This is a genomic window from Thermostichus sp. MS-CIW-23 (assembly GCF_054059455.1).
Map to the genome: position 1 here is coordinate 17,470 of NZ_JBSSCC010000001.1, position 21,509 is coordinate 38,978.

At 56.4% G+C, this 21,509-nt stretch carries 25 protein-coding genes and 1 pseudogene; 12 read left to right on the forward strand and 14 right to left on the reverse strand.

Annotated features, from left to right (window positions below; genetic code table 11):
* Positions 1-73: 73 nt before the first annotated feature.
* The 3 genes from ACVW0B_RS00090 (at position 74) to ACVW0B_RS00100 (ending at position 2,773) form a co-directional block, all read left to right on the forward strand.
* A complete protein-coding gene (locus ACVW0B_RS00090; protein WP_457490649.1) occupies positions 74-667 on the forward strand; it encodes an IS607 family transposase in 594 nt (197 codons plus the stop codon).
* Positions 555-1,754 carry an RNA-guided endonuclease InsQ/TnpB family protein gene (locus ACVW0B_RS00095; protein WP_457490737.1) on the forward strand — a complete coding sequence of 400 codons (1,200 nt, stop codon included), beginning with the start codon at positions 555-557 and terminating at the stop codon, positions 1,752-1,754. Before ACVW0B_RS00090 ends, ACVW0B_RS00095 begins: the two co-directional genes overlap by 113 nt.
* A gap of 188 nt (positions 1,755-1,942) precedes the next feature.
* Positions 1,943-2,773, forward strand: coding sequence for a DUF1350 family protein (locus ACVW0B_RS00100; RefSeq protein ID WP_457490650.1), 831 nt, complete (start codon positions 1,943-1,945; stop codon positions 2,771-2,773).
* 315 nt (positions 2,774-3,088) lie between these two features.
* On the opposite strand, the gene ACVW0B_RS00105 is transcribed toward ACVW0B_RS00100, so the two are convergent.
* Complete coding sequence (locus ACVW0B_RS00105; protein ID WP_011433446.1) at positions 3,089-3,337, reverse strand: hypothetical protein; 249 nt, start codon at positions 3,335-3,337, stop codon at positions 3,089-3,091.
* A gap of 82 nt (positions 3,338-3,419) precedes the next feature.
* Here ACVW0B_RS00105 and ACVW0B_RS00110 point away from each other — a divergent pair, with 82 nt between their 5' ends.
* Positions 3,420-3,800 carry an Npun_F0494 family protein gene (locus tag ACVW0B_RS00110; RefSeq protein WP_457490651.1) on the forward strand — a complete coding sequence of 127 codons (381 nt, stop codon included), beginning with the start codon at positions 3,420-3,422 and terminating at the stop codon, positions 3,798-3,800.
* A 49-nt stretch (positions 3,801-3,849) separates the two neighbouring features.
* Positions 3,850-4,089, forward strand: coding sequence for a hypothetical protein (locus ACVW0B_RS00115; RefSeq protein WP_457490652.1), 240 nt, complete (start codon positions 3,850-3,852; stop codon positions 4,087-4,089).
* 114 nt (positions 4,090-4,203) lie between these two features.
* Here the strand turns inward: ACVW0B_RS00115 and ACVW0B_RS00120 are convergent, their stop codons facing one another.
* The 6 genes and pseudogenes from ACVW0B_RS00120 to ACVW0B_RS00145 all read right to left on the reverse strand — a co-directional run bounded on the left by ACVW0B_RS00120 (position 4,204) and on the right by ACVW0B_RS00145 (position 9,251).
* A complete protein-coding gene (locus tag ACVW0B_RS00120; protein ID WP_457490653.1) occupies positions 4,204-5,235 on the reverse strand; it encodes a hypothetical protein in 1,032 nt (343 codons plus the stop codon).
* 357 nt (positions 5,236-5,592) lie between these two features.
* Entirely contained in the window at positions 5,593-6,705 is a 1,113-nt protein-coding gene (ribD, locus tag ACVW0B_RS00125; RefSeq protein WP_457393980.1) for a bifunctional diaminohydroxyphosphoribosylaminopyrimidine deaminase/5-amino-6-(5-phosphoribosylamino)uracil reductase RibD, read from the reverse strand.
* A 95-nt stretch (positions 6,706-6,800) separates the two neighbouring features.
* A pseudogene (locus ACVW0B_RS00130) lies at positions 6,801-8,004 on the reverse strand (RNA-guided endonuclease InsQ/TnpB family protein).
* Entirely contained in the window at positions 7,892-8,485 is a 594-nt protein-coding gene (locus tag ACVW0B_RS00135; protein ID WP_457490654.1) for an IS607 family transposase, read from the reverse strand. The pseudogene ACVW0B_RS00130 and the gene ACVW0B_RS00135 overlap by 113 nt, the downstream one beginning before the upstream one ends.
* 54 nt (positions 8,486-8,539) lie before the next feature.
* On the reverse strand, positions 8,540-8,692 hold the full coding sequence (locus ACVW0B_RS00140; RefSeq protein ID WP_457490655.1) for a hypothetical protein: 153 nt from the start codon (positions 8,690-8,692) through the stop codon (positions 8,540-8,542).
* A 121-nt stretch (positions 8,693-8,813) separates the two neighbouring features.
* Positions 8,814-9,251 carry a hypothetical protein gene (locus ACVW0B_RS00145; RefSeq protein ID WP_457490656.1) on the reverse strand — a complete coding sequence of 146 codons (438 nt, stop codon included), beginning with the start codon at positions 9,249-9,251 and terminating at the stop codon, positions 8,814-8,816.
* A 188-nt stretch (positions 9,252-9,439) separates the two neighbouring features.
* Here ACVW0B_RS00145 and ppc point away from each other — a divergent pair, with 188 nt between their 5' ends.
* On the forward strand, positions 9,440-12,376 hold the full coding sequence (gene ppc / locus ACVW0B_RS00150; protein WP_457490657.1) for a phosphoenolpyruvate carboxylase: 2,937 nt from the start codon (positions 9,440-9,442) through the stop codon (positions 12,374-12,376).
* 62 nt (positions 12,377-12,438) lie between these two features.
* On the opposite strand, the gene ACVW0B_RS00155 is transcribed toward ppc, so the two are convergent.
* The gene (locus ACVW0B_RS00155) at positions 12,439-13,239 is read right to left on the reverse strand and encodes a Ycf66 family protein (protein WP_457490658.1); all 801 of its coding nucleotides are present in this window, start codon (positions 13,237-13,239) and stop codon (positions 12,439-12,441) included.
* A gap of 181 nt (positions 13,240-13,420) precedes the next feature.
* Between ACVW0B_RS00155 and ACVW0B_RS00160 the strand changes: the two genes are divergently transcribed.
* Positions 13,421-13,822 (forward strand): hypothetical protein, encoded by a 402-nt coding sequence (locus ACVW0B_RS00160; protein ID WP_457490659.1) that lies wholly within the window; start codon positions 13,421-13,423, stop codon positions 13,820-13,822.
* 340 nt (positions 13,823-14,162) lie between these two features.
* Here the strand turns inward: ACVW0B_RS00160 and aroH are convergent, their stop codons facing one another.
* The 6 genes from aroH to ACVW0B_RS00190 form a co-directional block, all read right to left on the reverse strand.
* Positions 14,163-14,537, reverse strand: coding sequence for a chorismate mutase (gene aroH / locus ACVW0B_RS00165; protein ID WP_457490660.1), 375 nt, complete (start codon positions 14,535-14,537; stop codon positions 14,163-14,165).
* Positions 14,538-14,640: 103 nt separating this feature from the next.
* On the reverse strand, positions 14,641-15,327 hold the full coding sequence (locus tag ACVW0B_RS00170; RefSeq protein WP_457490661.1) for a V4R domain-containing protein: 687 nt from the start codon (positions 15,325-15,327) through the stop codon (positions 14,641-14,643).
* A gap of 269 nt (positions 15,328-15,596) precedes the next feature.
* Complete coding sequence (locus ACVW0B_RS00175; protein WP_041436599.1) at positions 15,597-16,055, reverse strand: globin family protein; 459 nt, start codon at positions 16,053-16,055, stop codon at positions 15,597-15,599.
* A 36-nt stretch (positions 16,056-16,091) separates the two neighbouring features.
* Positions 16,092-16,343 (reverse strand): hypothetical protein, encoded by a 252-nt coding sequence (locus tag ACVW0B_RS00180; protein ID WP_414399553.1) that lies wholly within the window; start codon positions 16,341-16,343, stop codon positions 16,092-16,094.
* Entirely contained in the window at positions 16,340-17,023 is a 684-nt protein-coding gene (locus tag ACVW0B_RS00185; protein ID WP_414350926.1) for a V4R domain-containing protein, read from the reverse strand. The genes ACVW0B_RS00180 and ACVW0B_RS00185 overlap by 4 nt, the downstream gene beginning before the upstream one ends.
* A 189-nt stretch (positions 17,024-17,212) precedes the next feature.
* Positions 17,213-17,434 (reverse strand): Hfq-related RNA-binding protein, encoded by a 222-nt coding sequence (locus ACVW0B_RS00190; protein WP_414421555.1) that lies wholly within the window; start codon positions 17,432-17,434, stop codon positions 17,213-17,215.
* 406 nt (positions 17,435-17,840) lie between these two features.
* Between ACVW0B_RS00190 and gvpA the strand changes: the two genes are divergently transcribed.
* From gvpA to ACVW0B_RS00215, 5 genes are all read left to right on the forward strand, one after another.
* Complete coding sequence (gene gvpA, locus ACVW0B_RS00195; RefSeq protein ID WP_011429717.1) at positions 17,841-18,059, forward strand: gas vesicle structural protein GvpA; 219 nt, start codon at positions 17,841-17,843, stop codon at positions 18,057-18,059.
* 281 nt (positions 18,060-18,340) lie between these two features.
* Complete coding sequence (gvpC, locus tag ACVW0B_RS00200) at positions 18,341-19,372, forward strand: gas vesicle protein GvpC (RefSeq protein ID WP_457490662.1); 1,032 nt, start codon at positions 18,341-18,343, stop codon at positions 19,370-19,372.
* Positions 19,373-19,451: 79 nt separating this feature from the next.
* Entirely contained in the window at positions 19,452-20,336 is an 885-nt protein-coding gene (gvpN, locus tag ACVW0B_RS00205; RefSeq protein WP_011433426.1) for a gas vesicle protein GvpN, read from the forward strand.
* A 41-nt stretch (positions 20,337-20,377) separates the two neighbouring features.
* Positions 20,378-20,713: a gas vesicle protein gene (locus tag ACVW0B_RS00210; protein WP_011433425.1), complete on the forward strand. Its 336-nt coding sequence runs from the start codon at positions 20,378-20,380 to the stop codon at positions 20,711-20,713.
* Positions 20,714-20,787: 74 nt separating this feature from the next.
* Entirely contained in the window at positions 20,788-21,207 is a 420-nt protein-coding gene (locus ACVW0B_RS00215; RefSeq protein WP_011433424.1) for an LptA/OstA family protein, read from the forward strand.
* Positions 21,208-21,509 lie beyond the last annotated feature (302 nt).

The window sequence follows — 21,509 nt, forward strand, 5'->3', positions numbered from 1 at the left end:
GCAAGGCTCTAGTCAATGATACGCTGGACTATACTGGAAATAATGTATAGCATGTTCAGCATGACTGCTTGGTATGGCTAGGTATGTGAAACCGAGAGAGGCGGCGGATTATTTCGGGGTGTGTCTCCACACTTTGAGGCGATGGGAGCAGAAAGGTTGGATCAAAGCAATACGTACGCCATCTGGTAGGGCAAGAAGGTATGACCTCGACAGTTACATCAGAACGCCAAAGAAAGCCAAACGAGTCGTTTTGTATGCCCGAGTTAGCAGCCGAGGGCAGAAGTCAGATTTGGAGCGACAGATTGCAAGGCTGGTTAACCTCTATCCTGGAGCCGAAGTGGTCGGAGAGATTGGCGGCGGTCTCGACTTCAAAAGACCAAAGTTCCTTGCCTTATTGGAACGAGTTCGTGCGGGAGATGTCGGAACAATTGTGGTCGCTCACCGGGATCGACTCTGCCGGTTTGGATTTGAGTTCGTTGAGTGGTACTGCCGTCAATACGGATGCGAAATCTTGGTTCTCGATGACGATCACCTTTCTCCCCAACAGGAACTGGTTGAGGATATCCTCACCATCCTGCACTGCTTCAGTAGTCGGCTCTACGGACTCAGGAAATATCGGGCTGCAATCGAGAAAGATACGGATTTATCCGGAGCCAGCGCTGGCTAAAGTTTGGAAGCGGTGGCAAGCGGCGTGCCGGTACTGCTACAACCAAGCGATTGCCTATCAGCGTCAGCATGGTGCCCCAAAAACGGCCAGAAAGCTGCGGGACATCATCCTGCGCTCCGACCTGCCTGAGTGGGTGAAGGACGCCCCCTGCCACATCAAGCAGAACGCGGTCGTCGAGGCGTGGTTGGCGTTCCGCCGAAGCAAAGACGCGAGGTTTCGCAGTGTGCGGGACAGGTCGCATACGCTGCAATTCAACGCCGGCAACTTTCGCAATGGAACGTGGTATCCGAAACTCACCCGAGGTTTGGCGTTCCGTGCATCCGAGGAGATGCCCAGAGAATGGGCACGTGGAACTGAACTAATGCGGGTGAAAGACAGATGGTATGCCATCTTTCCTGAGCCCGTGAACGAGCAGTGTTCGTTAGCAAAGGGGGTGATCGCACTTGATCCTGGAGTAAGAAGCTTCCTTACAGGGTTTGATGGGGCGGGCTTTGTAGATATCGCCAAGGGAGACTTTGGTAGAATCGCTCGGCTGTGCTACCACCTAGACGATCTGCAGTCTAGGCTGAGTAAAGCACCGAGACCCAAGCGTAGGCGAATGCGGCAAGCGGCGTTTCGTCTGCGGGAGAGAATCAGGAACTTGGTGGACGAGTGCCATCGCAAGGTAGCGGCGTTCCTAACGGACAACTACCGATTGATATTTCTCCCCACTTTCGGGTCAGCCAAGATGGTTGCCAAGGCAGGGAGGAAGTTTGGTAGCAAGACGGCAAGGGCGATGCTCACCTGGGCACACTATCGGTTCAAACAGTTCCTGAAGTTTCAAGCCCAAAAGAAAAACGTGGTCGTCGTGGAAGTATCGGAAGCGTACACCAGCAAAATCTGTACCAAGTGCGGGCACATCCACACTAAGTTGGGTGGCGCAAAGGTGTTTAGATGCCCAAAGTGCAACCACAGGCTACCACGAGATTGGCAAGGCGCTCTGGGTGTTATGCTCAGAGCTTTGCGGGATACCGCCTTTCTGTTCAGTAATGGACAAAATGCTATCGCTGCACCGTTGAGCAGTAATGGTCAGCAGTGTTCAGCGTAAATGTATCAGTTTTGCCTGCTGCATCAGAAGTTAACTGGGGATCCCCATGTCTGGGCAAGATGTCCATTAGGATGAGTTCCAGGGGCTGGCCAGCGCGGGGAACCGGCGTAAAGTGGGCAAAGTGGGATCTGCCGAGCGCTGGGTTATGGGGAAAGCTTCAACAAACTCGCAGGCGAGGTTGCAACACCATGGCACCAACTTGGCAAACCGATGGGCATACTTGGTTCCTTCTGCCCCCTCAACCCCGCGCCGTCGTTCACTTTCTGGGTGGAGCTTTTGTGGGAGCTGCCCCGCAAGTGTTCTACAGCCGCCTGCTGGAAGAACTGGCCCGTATGGGCATGGCCGTTGTTGCCACCCCCTACACCACCGATATCGATCACGCCCAACTGGCACTCAACGCAGCCCAATCTTTGCACAGAAGCCTGCAAAGCAAGGGTTTGCTGGAGTTGCCCCTGTTTGGTTTGGGTCATAGCCTGGGCTGTAAGTTGCAGATCCTCTCTTGTCTAGCCGTTCCTTCTCTGGGATCCCAGCGGCGAGGCAATATTTTCCTGGCCTACAGCAATGCCGGGCTAGATCGGGCTTTGCCATTGCTGCGGCTGTTGGCCCAATCTTGGCCTCAACAACAGCTTGCCGATCTGTGGCGGATGTGGATGGGATCCTCCTCGCCACCTGTGAATCTGTGGTTAGAGTTCGAGCCTTCCCCAGCAGAAACCAACCGCTTAATTGAGGAGCAGTATCCGGTTAGACACAACCTGCTTGTGGAATTTCGACAGGATGATATTGACGACATTCCTCTGCTCTACCAACAGCTTTGCCGCAAGTATCAAGGCTATACCGAGTGGCAGCATCTCGAGGGGGATCACCTCACTCCACTGGGTTTTAGCTATCCTTTCCAAGTCGGGCAAGAGTTCAGCCCCATCGATGCTTTTGGACAGTTGATCTACCAGAACCTACTGGCCCCCAACCACCAAATGATCCGAAGCATCCGAGTCTGGCTGGCAACCCAATTGGCCCATTGACATTCTTCCCACGGCTCAAGTCAACGGATTTTTTCACAGCTTGCAGGATTTCTCCCGCTCACTGTTGGCAAGCGGGCGGCAGGTCTTGCTACTCCATCCTTGCGGATGTAGGAGGATGCCATAACCCCAGATACTTTGGCCTTCCATTTCAAACTAGATTGAAACACTCCCTAAGCGTTCTCCGCTGCCGCCCTACCCCCAGCAAGAGAGGGGAGCTAGATGGAAATGTTTCATTCCGGCTTAAAACGACTATAAAAGCTGCGTCACAACCTCGCTAGCGGAGCTACTGCATTGGTGTAGCTCATGACCGCCCATTTACTGATCAAGCCAGCTCAAATCGGAGAGCAGATCTTGAGAGTAGGAAGAGGGGGACTGCGCTTGCAGATGAAACAACATCTGAAGGGTATCGCTCATCAGAAAGTAACAGGTCAAGACGCCGCCGGCAGCCACAGCCACCAGTGTCCCTGCCAACATGCGCGAGAACTCCTGACTCTGAAAAGCCTGCTCCATCAAGCGCAGCGCCCAGAATCCCAGGAGGACAACAATGGCAAGGATGATCAACATATCGTAATTTATTGTAACAAGCCTGCTGCTCAACGGCCATTGACAGAATTGAATAAGAACATAAGGACTCCCCTTGTCCCTCATGCTCCATGACTCTGAGTCAGTGTACAGAAGGGCTTGGCGTGCCTGGATTTGCAGCCCTTTTCGGTTGCCCTTGCTGCAGGCCATGAGCACAAAAGGGATCCCGCCGGCAAAGATTGCAGGCTGGGCGGGCGTTCAAGCGGGCTACACCCGGCGTCCTTTATCGGAAATGCGGGCGGATCAGGAGCTGATGTGGCTGATTCAGGTGGGGCTGTTGCGGCGGGAAGTGGATGGGCAGGGGATCACGGATCGGTATCGTCTGGCACCTCTGGGTCGGCAGTTGCTGCAAGATCTGGAGAGGGATGAAGCTTTTGCCGGGATCTCGGCAAGCTGGGCAGACCACCTGCAGAATAGGCTGACCCGCTGGCGGCTGCTTCCCTGAGGATCCCCTACACTGGATCCAACGTTCAACGCTGCTCTTGAGGTGGGACATGGTACGGCCAAGGTTTATGCGTGTGCCCGGATCCCTGGCACTCCAACGTCCACTCCAAACCTCTCTGCAGCGGCGCAGCCAAGCGATTAACCGGCGCAGCAAATCTATCTACCGCAAAACCCGCTCCCTCTACCGACGCAACTTGCCCCTTTATCTGCGCAATTTGCTGTTGCAATACCGCACCAGCCTTATCTACAACCTCAAAGTCAGGCCCATATGCAGAACTCGTCGAGGATAGCAAGCCCTCCTCTCGATCCCAGCACAGCGGTCTTCACCCCGTCGGAGTTGGTGATGGAGATTGTCCACCCCCAAGCCTGTGTAACCCCGTAGGAGGGGTACTTCTTGCAGGAGACTACCGGATCGTGAAGCGGCCAATTCCTACCTTCTCGCCGTTGACATGAATCTCGACGCGGTAGCGCCCGGTGTAGGGTTGGCTGAAGCTCAGAAAGCCTCGCACGGTATCGGCCAAGGGATCCCAGGGAACATCTAGCCTGCGGATCAGTTGCTCGCCCCCAGCTTCTCCGCCCTCGTAGTACCAGAGCATCTCCACCTTGGCGTTGGCAGGAAGGTTGCCCACCGGCAAGATGGCCCAGATCAAGGTGTCAGTGGTCTTGAACTCGGTTGTGGCCTCGCCAGGGCTGCCGTCCCCCCGACCTCGGTACAGGCCGATTGTCCTTAGCCCCGCCTCTTTGGGGGTTCCTTGGCTGTAGGCACGGGCATCCGCCTGCGCTTCCTGACCTAGGCGATCCAGCTCGGCCAGCAAATCTTCCTGCTGCTTCAGGGCATCGGTTGCTTCCTGCAGCCACCGGGCGATCTGCCGCTCTGCGGTTGGGGCTTCCGAAACCGGGGAAGAAGGCTGTGCAATCGCCCCGCTGAGGTTGCGAATGGGAAAACCCTGAGCTGTCCCCACCTCGCTGCCCAGTAAGTTCAGCCAGCGGCTTCGCACTTCGGACGTCATCTCTGGCTTTGCGGCATAGGCAATGCGCACACTGCCGCTTGGGCCTCGGGTGATCCGGCCAATCTCATGTTCCTCAACTCCACTCACCGTTCCACGACAGCCAGCACTGCGAAACTCGTAGAGCACATCTTCTTCGCTCTCCCGATGGAACTCCCAAGTCGTTTGGGGACAGTTGGCCAGGAGGTTGTCCCGCATGTGGTTGGCAAGAAAGCGCGGCGATCCCTCGACATGAACGTCCATGACGGAGAGCATCTCTCTCCAAGAGGCCAAGCTCTCTCCGGGCCGTGTGAGAAGGGTTAGAGTAACCCCTTCTAGGACTTGATGATCGGCGAAAACCCACTCCCCTGGATCCCCCTCGATGACGACGTTTCCCGATGGGCTGAGGAAAGCGGATGCAAACAGCAGGCTGGCAAAAAGATTCAACACAATGCCCTTCCTTATCCTGGGATTTGTACTTGAAAATGAGATAGGACGACTTTCAAGCCGCTCACTGGGCAAGCAAAGAAGGGCTGGACAAAGAGGCTAGAGTCTTCGTCGTTGCCGTTTGCAAGGCTCACCTCAGGAAAATCTCGATAGATCCCTACAGCTTGATTTTGCTGACCTTACCAAAACGTCAATTGACCCCCCAAAAACATTGACCAGCATAGCACAATTGAGCTCAATTCTGAACCCCACTTTGCAGAAATGCCGTGTTTTTCTGATGAGTATATCCATTTACATTGAACAGATATCAGCCTGTTCGTTCAGAAACCTGAAGCTCCCTGTATGGCAATCGAAAGCTGGTCACTTTAGTAGGTTACTGTGGCCAACTGAAGAGGAGATCTTTCCGATGATCAACCAGTTATCCCCCAAGGTCTCCAGCCGGGGCTCCACCAGTTGCCAGCTCTGGTTTACATCAGGGATCCCCTCCCCTGCTACCGGGGTTGGCGCAGCGGCTCCGCCTAGGATCTTGGGAGCGATGAAGGCGGCTACTTTCTGGATCGCCCCATCTTTGAGGGCTGCCCAGGCCAGCGTGCCCCCGCATTCCCAGAGGGCACTCAGACACCCCCGCTGAAAGAGCACCTGTGCCGCCCGCGAGGGGGTTACTTGGGGCAGATGCAGCAGCTCCACCCCCTGCTTGGCCAGGGATCCCCACAAAGGATGGGTTGCCACAGCTTCTGTGATCACCAACGTCGGCGCTTCTTCCACCTGCCACAGATGGGCGACGGGAGGTAGGTTCAGGGAACGGCTGAGGACCACCCGCAACGGCTGGGATCCCTGCAACTCCGCCAGGCGACAGGTGAGGCGCGGGTTATCCTGCCAAACGGTTCGGGATCCAACAATGACGGCATCATGCCAGGCCCGCTGTTGGTGTACCCACTGCCGCGCCGGAGAGTTGCTGATCCAGCGGCTGTGGCCGGTGGCGGCGGCGCTCTTGCCATCCAGGGTCATGGCGTATTTCAGCAGGCCGAAACACTGTTGCCGCACAATGGCGAAGGCAAACCCCTCGTTCAGCTCCTGGCACTCCCGCTCCAGCACTCCCACCGTCACGTCGATCCCCGCCTCCTGCAGGCGTCGGATCCCTTTGCCAGCCACCAAGGGATTGGGATCCTGCATCCCCACCACCACCCGCCGGATCCCGGCAGCTAGGATGGCCTCGGTACAGGGAGGGGTACGGCCATAGTGGTTGCAGGGCTCCAGGTTGACGTAGAGCGTTGCCCCTCTGGCCAGGGATCCCGCCTGTTGCAGAGCCAACACCTCCGCATGGGGCTGCCCTGCCCCCGGATGAACGCCTTCCCCCACCACCCGATCCCCCTGCACGATCACGCAGCCCACCCGTGGATTGGGAGAGGGACGCTGAGGTGTAGAACGGGCCAGGGATAGACACCGTTCCATCCACTGCTGATCCGAGATCACAAAATGGGCATCCAATCCAGAGTGGCTCAAAGCAGTGACAAGGCTGCCAGCTTGCGGTTGAAAGCTGCAATTGCCTTGGATTCTAGCTGATACATTTACGCTGAACACTGCTGAGCATTACTGCTCAACGGTGCAGCGATAGCATTCTGTCCGTTTCCAAACAGAACGGCGGTATCCCGCAAAGCTCTGAGCATAACACCCAGAGCGCCTTGCCAATCTCGTGGTAGCCTATGGTTGCACTTGGGGCATCTAAACACCTTTGCGCCACCCAACTTAGTGTGGATGTGCCCGCACTTGGCACAGGTTTTGCTGGTGTACGCTTCCGATACTTCCACGACAACCACGTTTTTCTTTTGGGCTTGAAACTTCAGGAACTGCTTGAACCGATAGTGCGCCCAGGTGAGCATCGCCCTCGCCGTCTTGCTACCAAACTTCCTCCCCGCCTTGGCAACCATCTTGGCTGACTCGAAAGTGGGGAGGAATATCAATCGGTAGTTATCCGTTAGGAACGCCGCTACCTTGCGATGGCACTCGTCCACCAAGTTCCTGATTCTCTCCCGCAGACGAAACGCCGCTTGCCGCATTCGCCTACGCTTGGGCCTCGGTGCTCTGCTCAGCCTAGATTGCAGATCGTCTAGGTGGTAGCACAGCCGAACGATCCTGCCAAAGTCCCCCTTGGCGATATCTACAAAGCCCGCCCCATCAAACCCTGTTTAGAAGGAAGCTTCTTACTCCAGGATCAAGCGCAACAACCCCCTTTGCTAACGAACACTGCTCGTTCACGGGCTCAGGAAAGATGGCATACCATCTGTCTTTCACCCGCATTAGCTCAGTTCCACGTGCCCATTCTCTGGGCATCTCCTCGGATGCACGGAACGCCAAGCCTCGGGTGAGTTTCGGATACCACGTCCCATTGCGAAAGTTGCCGGCGTTGAATTGCAGCGTATGCGACCTGTCCCGCACACTGCGAAACCTCGCGTCTTTGCTTCGGCGAAACGCCAGCCACGCCTCGACGACCGCGTTCTGCTTGATGTGGCAGGGGGCTTCCTTCACCCACTGGGGCAGGTCGGAGCGCAGGATGATGTCCCGCAGCTTTCTGGCCGTTCTTGGAGCACCATGCTGGCGCTGATAGGCAATCGCTTGGTTGTAGCAGTACCGGCACGCCGCTTGCCACCGCTTCCAGACTTTAGCCAGCGCTGGCTCCGGATAAATCCGTATCTTTCTCGATTGCAGCCCGGTATTTTCTGAGTCCGTAGAGCCGACTGCTGAAGCAGTGCAGGATGGTGAGGATATCCTCAACCAGTTCCTGTTGGGGAGAAAGGTGATCGTCATCGAGAACCAAGATTTCGCACCCGTATTGACGGCAGTACCACTCAACGAACTCAAATCCAAACCGGCAGAGTCGATCCCGGTGAGCGACCACAATTGTTCCGATATCTCCTGCACGGACTCGTTCCAATAAGGCAAGGAACTTCGGTCTTTTGAAGTCGAGACCGCCGCCAACCTCTCCGACCACTTCGGCTCCAGGATAGAGGCTAGCCAGCCTTGCAATCTGTCGCTCCAAGTCTGACTTTTGCCCTCGACTGCTGACTCGGGCGTACAAAACGACTCGTTTGATTTTTTTTGGCGTTTTGATGTAGCTGTCGAGGTCATACCTTCTCGCCCTACCGGATGGTGTACGTATTGCATTGATCCAGCCTTTCTGTTCCCATCGCCTCAAAGTGTGGAGACACACCCCAAAATAATCCGCCGCTTCTCTCGGTTTTACATACCTAGCCATACCAAGCAGCCATGCTGAACATACTGTACATTATTTTCAGTATAGTCCAGCGTATCATTGACTAGAGTCATGCTCTACCACCTGCAATGCGTAGTCGCGGGCGCGGGCCTTTTGTTCGTTGCTGACAATCTCTCCCGAACGCAGGCGATCCAACAAATCGAAGGGATCCAACACCTCATCCATCGGGAAGCGGCCCAGATGAATCATGATCGGCAGGCATATTCTTCGCCAAGAATCAGAGCGGAAGTGAGCGTGGGTGATTCCCTCTCTCCCAGCTTGAGGGTGGGACGAGCCTTGCGGCCAACCACCACCTGGCGATGGGTCTCGATCACTGCTCTGGCCCGATCCAGATCTTGATTTTTCCAATCCACAGCCAGCCTGAGGCGATGGGCGATGAAATCCGCAGTGGCGATGTAGAGCAGAGAAGGATCAAAGCATAAACCCGCGTCTGGGCAGTTGACGCCACCGTTGCACAAAACGCCGGGAAGGTGATCCCCGCCTCCACCACCGTGGTCACCCCTGAGCGGATCCCCGCCTCATCCGCCGGCAGACAAAAATCCCCCACTGATGTAAAAACATGGGTGTGAATATCGATCCAGCCAGGGGTGAGGAGCTGCCCTCGCAAATCCACAACTTCTGCCCCACAGACAGGCAGGTGGCGTCCAATTGCAGCGATCTTGCCCTCCTCCACCCGCAGTTGCCCGATTTTGTCCAATCCCTGGTCGGGATCCAGCAGATGTGCGTTGATAAACAGGGTGGCAGCCACCAGAACTCCTGCCAACAAGGCGTTAGACCGGTATTGCGGCAAGGTAAAACACTTTTTTCTTGCAATTTGTAGGCTCAACTACAAAATCCGACGCGGAGAAGACCGCAATCTGAGCGTGATACCTGCTACATCTGCCGTTTCGACAAACAGGCTCTAATATTGGGATGGTTATTCTAGGAGCTGCCTTCATGACCTCTTCCCCCCACCTGACCGCTGCAGAGGGGGCAGCGGGTTCTGCCAACGGGCTGAAGGAGGCATCCCTGTTTGGGGAACGGGATCCCTTGGCCCATTCCCTTCAAGTCAACGAAGCCTTCAACCGCAGGAACAACCTGTTGAACCGTCGCCTGCAATTGGTGGAAGAACTCTGGGAATCGGTGATCCTGCAGGAGTGCGGTCAGTCTCTGGTGGATCTGTTGCAGCGACTGCGTTCCATGTGTTCCCCAGAAGGACAAGCCCTGGAGTACCCGATCCCAGAGGTACTACAAATTATCGAGTACCTCAGCCTCGACGCCACCATCCAAACGGCACGGGCCTTTGCCCTCTTCTTCCAGTTGATCAACATTGTTGAACAGCACTACGAACGGGCAGAAGACTCGGACATGCGCATGGTGGATAGCCAACAACGTACCGTGCGAGAAAACGAAAAATTTGAACGGCTGTTCCCTTACCTGCGGGCTCAAGGGGTGCCGCCGGGCCTACTGCGCAGATTGCTGGAGCAGTTGCACATTCGCATGGTCTTTACCGCCCACCCCACCGAGATCGTCCGCCACACCATCCGCGAGAAGCAACGAGCTTTCTCTCGCCTGCTCGGCCAACTGGATTGGGCAGAACAAACCCAGCCTTTGCAGGCCCAGATGATAAAAGAACAGATGGCGGAAGAAGTTTTGCTTTGGTGGCGCACCGACGAGTTGCATCAGTCCAGGCCGACTGTTTTGAACGAAGTCGATTACACTTTGCACTATTTTGAAGAGGTGTTGTTTCAGGCCATCCCCCTGCTGCACGAGTACCTCAGCCGCAGCCTGAAAAAAGCTTTTCCCAGCGTCGAGCCACCGCCGGCAGGATTTTGCAACTTCGGCTCGTGGGTAGGCGGGGATCGGGATGGCAACCCTTCCGTCACCGCCGATGTTACCTGGCAAACGGCCCGCTATCAGCGCAACCTCATCCTGGGCAAGTACATCGAATCGGTGAAGGCTCTCACCAAAACCCTGAGCATTTCCCTGCACTGGGGGGATGTGGACAGCCAACTGCTGGATGCCCTTGAGCAGGATCACCGCCTCATGCCTGAGGTTTACGAATCGTTTTCGCTGCAATACCGCCAAGAGCCCTACCGCCTCAAGCTCAGCTACATTCAGCGGCGGCTGGAGTTGACGCGGGAGCGCAACCGCAACTTGGCCGACTCCGCTTGTTTGCCCACCCCTCCCCCCGTGGACAACGCCTATGCCAACGCAGAAGAATTTCTGGCCGACTTGCAGCTTATCCAGAAAAGCTTGAAAAACAGCGGCCTTTCCTGCCGTCAGTTGGATCATCTCATTCAACAGGTACAGGTGTTTGGCTTTCACCTGGCCCATCTGGATATCCGCCAAGACAGCAGCTACCACGAAGCCGCTCTCACGGAGATTTTCGAGTACCTGCGCATTTTGCCGCGCCCCTACAGCGAGATGACGGAAGAGGAAAAAACCGCCTTTCTCCTGCAGGAGCTACAAACCCGTCGGCCTCTGATACCGCTGGAGATCGCCTTTTCCGAGAAAACGGCAGAGCTGATCGCCACCTTTCGCACCCTGCGCCGCATGCAGCAGGAATTCGGCTTGGCTATTTGCCAAACCTATGTAATCAGCATGAGCCGCCAGTTAAGCGACCTGTTGGAGGTGCTGCTGATGGCCAAGGAGGTGGGGCTCTACGATCCCATTAGCGGTCGCGGATCCCTGGCGGTGGTGCCGCTGTTTGAGACCGTCGAAGACCTGAAGCGGGCCCCGGAAGTTTTGCGGCAGTTGCTGGAGATCCCTTTCTATCGCCAGTACTTGGCTCAGCAGGGGAATCTACAGGAGGTGATGCTGGGCTACTCCGATAGCAACAAAGATTCCGGCTTTTTGAGCAGCAACTGGGAGATTTACAAGGCTCAACAACGCCTGCAGACGGTGGCCGAATCCTACGGGGTGAAGCTGCAGATCTTCCATGGCCGGGGCGGTTCGGTGGGCCGTGGAGGGGGCCCGGCTTACGAGGCCATCTTGGCTCAGCCAGGGCGCAGTGTGGGGGGCCGCATCAAAATTACCGAACAGGGAGAGGTGTTGGCCTCCAAGTATTCCCTCCAGGATCTGGCCATTTTTAACCTGGAAACCGTCACCAGCGCCGTGATCCAGGCCAGCCTACTGCGCACCTACCCCAACGATCTGCACGAGTGGTCGCGCCTGATGGAATCCTTGGCGGAGCGCTCCCGGCAGGTGTACCGTAACCTGGTCTACGAGCAGGAGGGCTTTGTGGAGTTTTTCCACGAGGTCACCCCCATTGAAGAGATCAGCCAACTGCAGATCAGCTCCCGTCCCGCCCGCCGCAGCGGTAGCCAAAAAGACATCGGATCCCTGCGGGCCATTCCCTGGGTATTCAGTTGGACGCAAAGCCGCTTTCTCTTGCCGGCCTGGTATGGGGTTGGCACCGCCCTACAAGAATACGTGGCCAGGGGCGAGCACAACCTCAACCACCTGCAGCACCTCTATCGCGAATGGCCTTTCTTCCGCATGGTGATCTCCAAAGTGGAGATGACTCTGGCCAAAGTGGATCTGCAAATAGCGCGTCACTACGTGCGGGAGATGAGCTCTCCAGAACGTCTAGAGCGGGCGATGGAGCTGTTTGAGTGTATTGCCCAAGAAATGCACCGCACCCGCACAATAGTGCTGCAGATTACGGGTCACAGCGAACTGTTGGAGAACGACCCTTATTTGAAGCGCTCGGTGCAGTTGCGCAACCGCTCTATTGTGCCCCTCGGCTTTATCCAAGTCTCCCTCCTCAAGCGCCTGCGAGAGCATCAGGGATCCCGCACCGGACGAACACGCTACGACCGAGCTGAACTTCTGCGTGGAGCTTTACTTACCATTAACGGCATTGCCGCCGGGATGCGCAACACAGGCTGAGGGATCCGACTAATTGACCCTGGCGCTGCTTCTATCAAGTTCAGATCGGCATTGAGAGCCTATCAGAACAGATCGTCATCATACTCTTCTGGCTCCACCTCTACTGGCTCTACTTCGACAACGCGGCGGGAAGGACGGCGGGGGGGTTCATCTGCGTAGCTTTCCCCTTGGTCTTGGGGCAACCGTGGGGGACGGCGACGAGTAGCTGTACCTGTGCTGCGCTCTTCCTGCACATCCACATCCTCTGGATACTCTTCGGTGGCAGGACGACGGGGGCGGCGGGCCTCTGGCGGCGGTGCTGGTTCATCGTAGTCCGTATCCTGACGCGGGCGGACCCCTGGCTCCTCGTAATACTCATCCCCTTCGGGTCGGCGGCGGGGACGCACACGGGTATCGCTGGCCAGTTGGGGCCGCGGGCGACGGCTCGGCTCTGCGCTGCCTTCGGGAATGGAGCGGGTGGAGGAGGTGTCGCGAATACGGGATCCCTCGGCTCGAGTGGAAACCGTGCGTCCTTGGGCATAGCCATCCGGGGGATAGGTGCGGCTGAAGCCTTGCCGCCGAACAGTCGGACGAGCCCCGCCCACCTGCCGTGCTTTTTCGCTTAAGAGAATCCGCAAACGGAAGGTTTCGATGGCAAACCAGCCGGCCATCACCGCCAGCAACACCTGCGCAAAGAACAGCAACGGGATGAGCCGCTGACCTTCCAAGAGCAAGCAGACGGAATAGATCAGGCCCATCGTGGCAAAAATCACGTCATACTCAGCGGAGGCCTCTCGCTTGATGAACCGAACCGCGAAGATGGCTCCACTGGCAATCGCCACCAGCGCTGCCATCAAGAAGTAGGGGCTTTGGGTGAGAAACATGCCAGGGATCCCTAAACGATGAAGACGGGAGAGCGTTGAGCCTTATCCATTCCACAGCCGATCCTAGCATTGATCCTCCTGGTGGCACGGACAACAAAACCCAGGTTTGGGTGTAGGGACGGGATCCCTCTTCAATAAAAGGGATCGGTGCTAAAATTGGCAGCATCTTCCTGCATGTTCCATGCTGTATCTGGCACGGGTACACAAAAAAAGTCTCTTCGGCCAGGGGGAGCTGCAGCTCTTGGCCCGGCAGGCCGAGGACGGGGTTTGGATGCCGCTGCGCAAGCCAGAAGGGGTCACCTGCAAAGAGGTTGGCCCTTACAACATTGGGGTGTTGCTGCTGGTTGAGCTTTCGGAAGAGCGGCAGGTACGGCGGGTGGAAGAGGCAGCCATGAAGCTGGTGGAGATGCTGCACAACCTATCTCAAAGCCGCAGTCTGGTGGATCTGTCGGAGATTGAAAGCTGGCGGCAATCCTTGACTCGGCAAAGCCAAGAGCTGAGCCGTCGCGAAGCAGAGGTGGCCGCTCGCCAAGAGCAACTGCAACAGTGGGAAAACCGTCTGCGAGAAAAACTATCCTCCTGAGTTCTCAAACTATAGTCGTTTCGGGTTAGGGTGAGACGCCTGGGCTATCTCGCCCCTTACAGTCAACATTGGGTCATGGGTTTAGTGTCCTGGTTTGAATCGAAATGACCATACTCTTGGGCTAAGTGCATCTGTGAGTGAATCCAGATCAAGGCGGCTGGGATCGCCAAATCCGTAGTTATAAGACCTGAATCAACTTGGGCTGAGACATTCTCTTCCCCCAAAATAAGCAGGGAAAAACCAGAATCGATTGCGCTCCCTATTGCCCAAGGCGATAGGTTGTCCCATTGCTGTTCGATTGCTGTGGCTACGCTGCCGTATTGGTGCTGTACGACCTCAATCAAACTGCGCTGAGATCCGGCCTTAACTCGCGGGCACCTCGCAGATAAACATGCTGCATGTCCGCTTGAGCAAGTGGAGTATTCAACTGGATCAAAACACGAATACAACGGGGTAAGTCGCTGCTCACCTCCATCTGTTGCACATCCAACAGAGGCACCGACTCCCAACCGGGGCGACGACGAGCAAACTGGGCGGGAAAAGCTGCATTTAAATCAGGGGTAACGGAAAAAATAACGCTGACTAGTTCAGCCGGATCGAGGGCGTTGCGGTGCTCTAGCGTATCCAGCAGCTCAGCCACCGCCGCGCCAATGGCCTCGGCACTGTTTGTAGGTACGGTGATGGCTCCCCGAATTGCTCTGACTCGCCACCCCAATGGCCACACCCTCGCGCGCTTGAGCTCGCCTTGCTTCCAGAAAATTATACAGACTCATCCCTGTTGGGATCCCATCCCTCTGGGGAAAACCAGCCCCCATCGCCTAGCTGGGCTGCAGGAGCTTTTCCAGGATCTGCTCATGGTTGAGGCCGGAGTCCACCCAGGCTTCTCCCTCTTTGAGGCGGGCAGCAGCGGTTACGACAAACAAATTGCTCTTCGCTCCCAAAGCCTCGCTGGCAGTTTGCACGCAGAGCAAATCCTGGCCGGTTAGCTGGCTAAACCAGGTGGCCAACAGCCCTGCCTCCAGAAAGCCCATCGGCCGCTTGAAATGGGGAGGCGTGACGGCAGCGAAGGGGGAATTGCGAATCGACACCACCAGCACTCCTTGATCTTTGTAAGTCCAGTCGATCTCGATCAATCCCCAGCCATGAGTTTTCCAAGCTTGTCTCAGACTTTGCAGGAAAAGGCCCATCTCCAGCTCGGCCAAAGGCTTCTGGTAGTAGTCGGAGAGTTCTTGGGCAAAACGGCGGAAAAACTCCTTGCCCCACATCCGACCACAGTTGCGCAATACCAAACGAGCAGCCTGGCCAGTCTCGTATTCCAGGCCCGTGTAGATGCCCCGCAGCAATGCTTCTGGAAGGGCCAAGAGACGCTCACCGTGGCGACTTTCCAGCAAGCCGGATTCCAAATCGCTTCGCAGATAGGCGCTGGGTGCATAGTAGTTGGCCAAAACAGGCGTATAGGGATCAAAGGTGACTGAGCCATTGGAGATAGAGCTGGTGCCGGTCATAAGGGATCCCCTGGTTATCCAATCCAAGTCGTTATTGAGCTTTAAGCATCCAAATAGGAGCAGGGTGCAGTTGACAGTTCGTTGGTTGTTGAGCTGGGAGAACGGTTGTTTACACTCCAAATCTTATGGCGATCCCTCCAGCAATTGAATACCCCTTGGGCAGATTTACTACAACGCTAACATTAACTCCAACAACACTGAAGTCTCCGGCTAGTTGAGATAGAGCGCTCTAGCACCGAAAAATGCAAAAAGCAAAAAAGTATCTAGCTCTAAAACAGCAAGGCCACCTGTACCTGGGTGATTAAGGGGCGGATAAACTCCAACTCTCCAGGAGCCAAATGGTCTCTCAGCTCCTGCTGGAAAATCCGATAGGCAACCTCATAAACCCTCTGCAGCCCGTACAGGCGCACCTCTTCTTCCATCCACTCGAGCAGCCGCTCCTTCAGGAGGTTTTCGTCCTGCAGCAACATGGCCATAGCGCTGTGACGCAGCAGCAACAGCAGGTGTCGCCGGCACAGATCCAACACTTGGGGAGAAAGGTCGGGCATCTCCTTTTGCAGGGCATCTAGGGTTTTGCTCACCACCTGGCTCTCCCGTTCCCGCAACACTCGGTACACATGTTGTCGTTTTGGCCAGCCGAGAACATAGGCCTTCAGATGCTCCAGCTCCTCTGGCTTGAGGTAGCGGGCTTCCGACTCGATCAGCATCTGCTCCAAGGGGCTTACCATCTCGCTTCTTCCGGATGTCAGTGGGTGCTAGGAGACTCAAAACAAGCTGAACAGATCTGCCAAGGTGATCTGTTCTTCTGCCGGCTCGGGTTCTGGTGCTGCCGACAGGGATCCCAGAGAATGCGCGGCCAAACTCAGGGGATCCCCCGCCCAGGGGATGGAACCAAAATGCTCCCGCACTTGCAGAAAAGGCATTGGCAGAGAGCGCATCTGTAGGGGGCGGTTATCCCAATTTAGACGGGCAAAAAAGCTCTGCACCGAATCCTCTAAAGCAATCTTCCAAGTCATGCCTTGGCTACTCCCTGGCCTGAACGCAATTTTTGGGCAATTTCGCTGGCACTGGCCCCTTCGTTTAGCCAGAAGGCAGCCGCATCGATGCGATCTTTGCTGCCGAGCAAAAACTTGCAGTAGCTTTCTCCCATGGAGTAGCACTGGATCTCGATGCAGTTGAGCTGCCGTTCCACCATGGTGCTAAAAAAGCCGGCAAACAATCCGGCGTAAAGATGACAGACAGGTTTGCCCACATCCCCCAGGGTGCGGGCCACGGCGGAGTCAAAGAGGTTGATGAAAATAAACCCTTGCCGCCGACTCTCGGTCTCCACCTCCCAGCGCCCCCATCCTTGCGAGGTCAGAGGCCACCACCAGGTTTCCAAGAGAAACATGAGATTACTCTGCTTGGGCTGGCGCCGATATTCCTCCTCAAACCAGCGGGAAAAATGGAGGGCATCGTTGCGTCCCCACTCTCGGCCAATGGTGTACATCAGAGAAGCCGAGGCATCTCCCACTTCTTCCTCCAGGCCCTGCTGTAAACCCAGGATAAAGTCTTCGCTCACCAAGACATTGCGGGCGCCCGTCCAGTCCACAAGGGATCCCTGGGAGAGGTCAAAGCGAAAAAAGTCTTCGCGGCTGTAGTGGTTATGCCGTTGGGCGGCGGGCTGAAGCGGTATCTCAATGGGGGAGGTCGTCATGGTTGGGTGAGGAGAGAGCACGTTTTTTAACACTCCTTATCATACCCTTCTTAACTGGCATGTTTACCTAGAGACCTAGAGACGACCACCCTCAAAGCGAGGCAGAAAAGTCTTGAGTTGTTATAAAGAAAAGAGTTGTAAAGATTTGTTCAAGAATGGGGAAGAAGAGCCGTAGAGGGATCTGGAGCACTACTGAGATCGGGGCCTGACCTTGACAAAAGCAATGGCAGACCGCCACAGCAGCGACTCCCGCCCCTCGGCATCGGCTAAACAGAGGCAATCGGGATCCTGCCAGCGCAACTGGCCGACGAAGACATCTCCGGTATTGAGTTTGACCTCGAGGGTTTCCCGATCCTTGATGACCTTCTGCAGGCGACGCACGCTCGGGATCCCGGTGTTGAAATCGGTCACGACAGCCCTATCAGCCAGCGAGAAACGGTATGTCAGCAAGCCCACTGCCCCCAGTATAGGGGATCCCTGCCGCTTCCCACTGCCCCTCCACCACACTTCCACAACTTGGGCTCAAAACTCGCCCTCATCTTTGCCCATTTTTTCTGCTGGCGAGTACTATGTAGGGGGGATGGCGCTTAGAAAAGCGGTAAACCTTTCGAGTTCGCCGTCTTTTTTAAGCGAATCTACGGGTGTTCTCCCCGAAAAAAGCCAGCACAATAGGGCTAGGGTGATAGAGGGTGCGGCTGTCGCCCTAGGGAAGGTGAATCCTCAGCTGGGATCCCTTCTACATGCCATTTTGCCGCCGAGTTGTCTGTCCTTTTCAACCCTCATCAGTATCAGCAGTACCAGTGCAGGAGAGATCGTTATGGCAGTAGAGAAAGTGAACTCCTCGTCCAGCTTGGCCGAAGTGATCGATCGCATCTTGGATAAAGGTATCGTGGTCGATGCCTGGGTGCGGGTTTCTTTGGTTGGGATCGAGCTGTTGGCCATTGAAGCCCGCGTCGTTGTGGCTTCTGTGGAAACCTACCTGAAGTACGCTGAGGCTGTGGGTCTGACGGCTACTGCTGCTGCTCCTGCCGTCTAAATCTGGCCCAATCACTCAATCCCCTTGCCTTCAATACCGTGATGGTTTGACGGGTCATGGGTCTTGGGCGGGGGTCTGGAGCTGGCCGCTGTGAAGGCTCTCGAAAAGCGAGGCAGGGATCCACCTCTGGTCTCTGCCTTGCTCTCATGGGTTTCGTTCAGGGATCGAGTCTTGCAGACGTGTTGGGCTGCAGACTGGCATGATAGCTGGATATCGAGTTTGAAGGGGCAGAGAAGCTGTATCCACCCAAGCATTGAACACGACGTAAGGGATTGAACACCATGAGTTTGCAGGAACAATGGGCCATGGCCCGCAGCCAGCGGGTGGCTCAGAATCGAAGTTTGTTAAGCCGATCCCGGCAGCAGCGCCTAGAGCAGCACCAAGCCCTGATGGTTGAGCTGGGGCAGCGCCGCCAGCAACGACAGGAAGCAATACGGCACCAGACGGAGCAAACCCGCAGCCAATTGCAGAAACTGAGGCAGGAGCGGGCTGTGAGGCGATCCCTGGACGAATGCTCCCGTTCGGAAGCGGCGGCTCAGCGGGCCAAGTCGGTGGCAGAGAGTCTGGCTCGCCTGGAGCAGGAACGAGCTGCTCAATTGGAAGCCAGCCGGCAGCAATTGCAGGCTTTCCGGGCTAACTTGACTGCGGCTGTGGAGCATTTGCTGAGCACCTATACGCAGGCTCGGCAGGCGATGGCCGACAAAACTCAGCAAGCGCGGCAGTCTTTTTGCGCCGATTTGCGGCAGTGGGTACAGGCTCTCCGGCAAATGGCTCGACAGGAGCTGGCTCAGATGGCTCAGGAACAGCAAGCCCAGGCCCAGGCCCTGCGGGGATCCCTGGCCACTTTCCGGGCGGAGTTGCATAAGCAGGTGTGGGGCAATGGGATCCCTGACCTCATCCCAGAACCTGAGGTCTCCATTTCCGGTGAAGGTTCTGGCAGTTCCGTTGAGATTGCCGGTGAGGCGCCAATATCTGCCTCTGACTCAACGCCCATAGCCGAAGACCAAGCCCCGGTGGAGCCGCCTGCTCCCGTCTCTGTTCCCCAGCCCCAGCCCTCGGAGGGTTTAATAACGCCTGAACCCCCTGAAGTTCCGCCTACTGTTGAGAAACAGGTGGATCCCATCCTTGACTATGTCAACAAGTATGTGAGTGATCTACAAGCGCAGGATCCCAACTTGACCCTGCTGCAGGTAATTGGGGATCGGGAACGGGTGCGGGATTTGTTGGCCCGCGGCGCGGTGGATCTGGGGGTGGATCCCTCGGAAATCTTGGCTACGCTGCGGCGCATGGTGTCGGGGGCGGTCGCAGTTTAGTTGTGCCGAGCGCAGGAAGAACATCCGGGCTATAGTCAAGGCAAAGGAGTCTAGGGCAGCAAAGAGGTTGAGTATCTCCATGGCCACGGTTCTGCAGGCGCGTCCCCGCCAGTTCGTGAACACCCCCTACATTGAGCGGATTACCCGCCGCGCTTTGCGCTATTTGCAATCGGGCTTTGCGGTGCATTTGCGGGGGCCTTCGGGTACGGGCAAAACCACTTTGGCGATGCATCTGGCCAGCCTGCTGGGCCGCCCCATCATGCTGATCTATGGGGATGACCGCTTCGATTCTTCCGACCTCATCGGGGGGCGCACCGGTTTTACCCATCGGCGGGTGGTGGACAACTTCATTCACTCGGTGGTGAAGACGGAGGAGGATGTGCAGCAGCGCTGGGTGGATGCCCGCCTCACCTTGGCTTGCCGAGAGGGGTTTACCCTCATCTACGACGAGTTCAATCGCTCCCGCCCTGAGGCCAACAATGCTCTCCTGAGTGCCTTGGAGGAGAGGCTGCTGGTGTTGCCGCCGGACAGCAACCGCTCGGAATATCTGCGGGTGCATCCCCAGTTCCGGGCCATTTTTACCTCTAACCCGGAGGAATATACCGGGGTTCACAGGGCCCAAGATGCGCTGCTGGATCGGATGATCACCATCGATATGGGGGAGCCGGACATCGAGACCGAAAAGGAGATTCTCACCTCGCGAATAGGCTTATCCGGCCCCGACGCCCTCAAGATCGTCCACATTGTGCGGGCTTTTCGCCGCAAGTTGGATCTGACGCGCCACCCCAGCCTGCGCAGTTGTTTGATGATCGGGCGCATTGTCAAGGAACATGAGCTGGCAGTTAGCAAAGAGAATGCCGATTTTCGCGCTTTGTGTGCGGATGTGCTGTTGCCGCGAGCCGGCAAGCGCTATGAAGAGGGATCCCAGTTGCTGAATTATCTGCTAGACCAACTGCCTGGCTGAGTCTTTTGCCTGTTGGTACACTTTGGAGGTCGATTAACCCTGTGCCGATTAGCTCTCAACCCTTGACCACGGCTACTCACGGCTCCTCGCTGGCCGATGTGTTGGAGCGGGTACTGGATAAGGGCATTGTGATCGCCGGAGACATCACCGTTTCGGTGGGCAATGTGGAGTTGCTGAATGTGCGCATTCGCCTGCTGATTTCTTCGGTGGATAAGGCCAAGGAGATCGGCATCAATTGGTGGGAATCGGATCCCTACCTCAACAGCCAGGCGCGGGAGCTGCTGGAAGCCAACCGACAGCTCATGCAGCGGGTTGCCGAATTGGAAAGACAGCTTGCCCAAGCTCTGCCCCAGGGGGGAAAGGGAACGGACCCATAGGCTGCCCCCCGCCATTGTGACCTGGATTGACGGGCTAGACTGGCTGCTGTGGTGGTTTGACGGGGTGATGGGGCATGGCTTTGGAGATGGCGTTTGACCGGAAGGGTTGGCAGCGGCTAGGGACGCTGGGCTGGGCTGTGGGTGTGGTGCTGGCCCTTGGGATCCCGGCTTGGGGTCAGAATCCCCGTGCCATCAGCATCAGCGCCGATGTGCAGGAGGCCAACGCCAACACAGGGGTTTTTACGGCCATTGGCAATGTCACCCTCAGTTTTCCTGCCGAGCGGCTTACGGCCCGCGCCCAAAGAGCTGTGTATTACAGCCAGGAGCAACGCATTGAGCTGGAGGGCCAGGTCATCATCAACCAAGGGGAGAATCAGTTGCAAGCGGAGAAAGTCATTTACCACATCGACAAGGGCACCATCCAGGCAGTGCCATCGGCAGGGCGGCAAGTGGAGTCCATCTACGTTTTGCCGGAGCCCAGCTCAAGTCCTTAGCTGATCCCCACACTTTTTTCCAGCAGCACGGACTCAGCCAACACGGCTATACCGTGATTTCGTCACCGATCATCCCAGCCTGCAGGGTTTCCCTCACCCCCAACCCCTCTCTCAAAAGGAGAGGGGAGCCAGGGACAGACATAACAAATCGTTTCATTGCTGTTTGAAATGATGAAATGACTACACATGGGGCAGCGCTGGAAACGAGCTCGGGGAATGTCGGCTTAGATCCGTTTAGGATGTAGTAATTCATTTAGGATGTAGTAGTTCGGGCGGCAGACTTTTTCCCTGACTCTGAATCA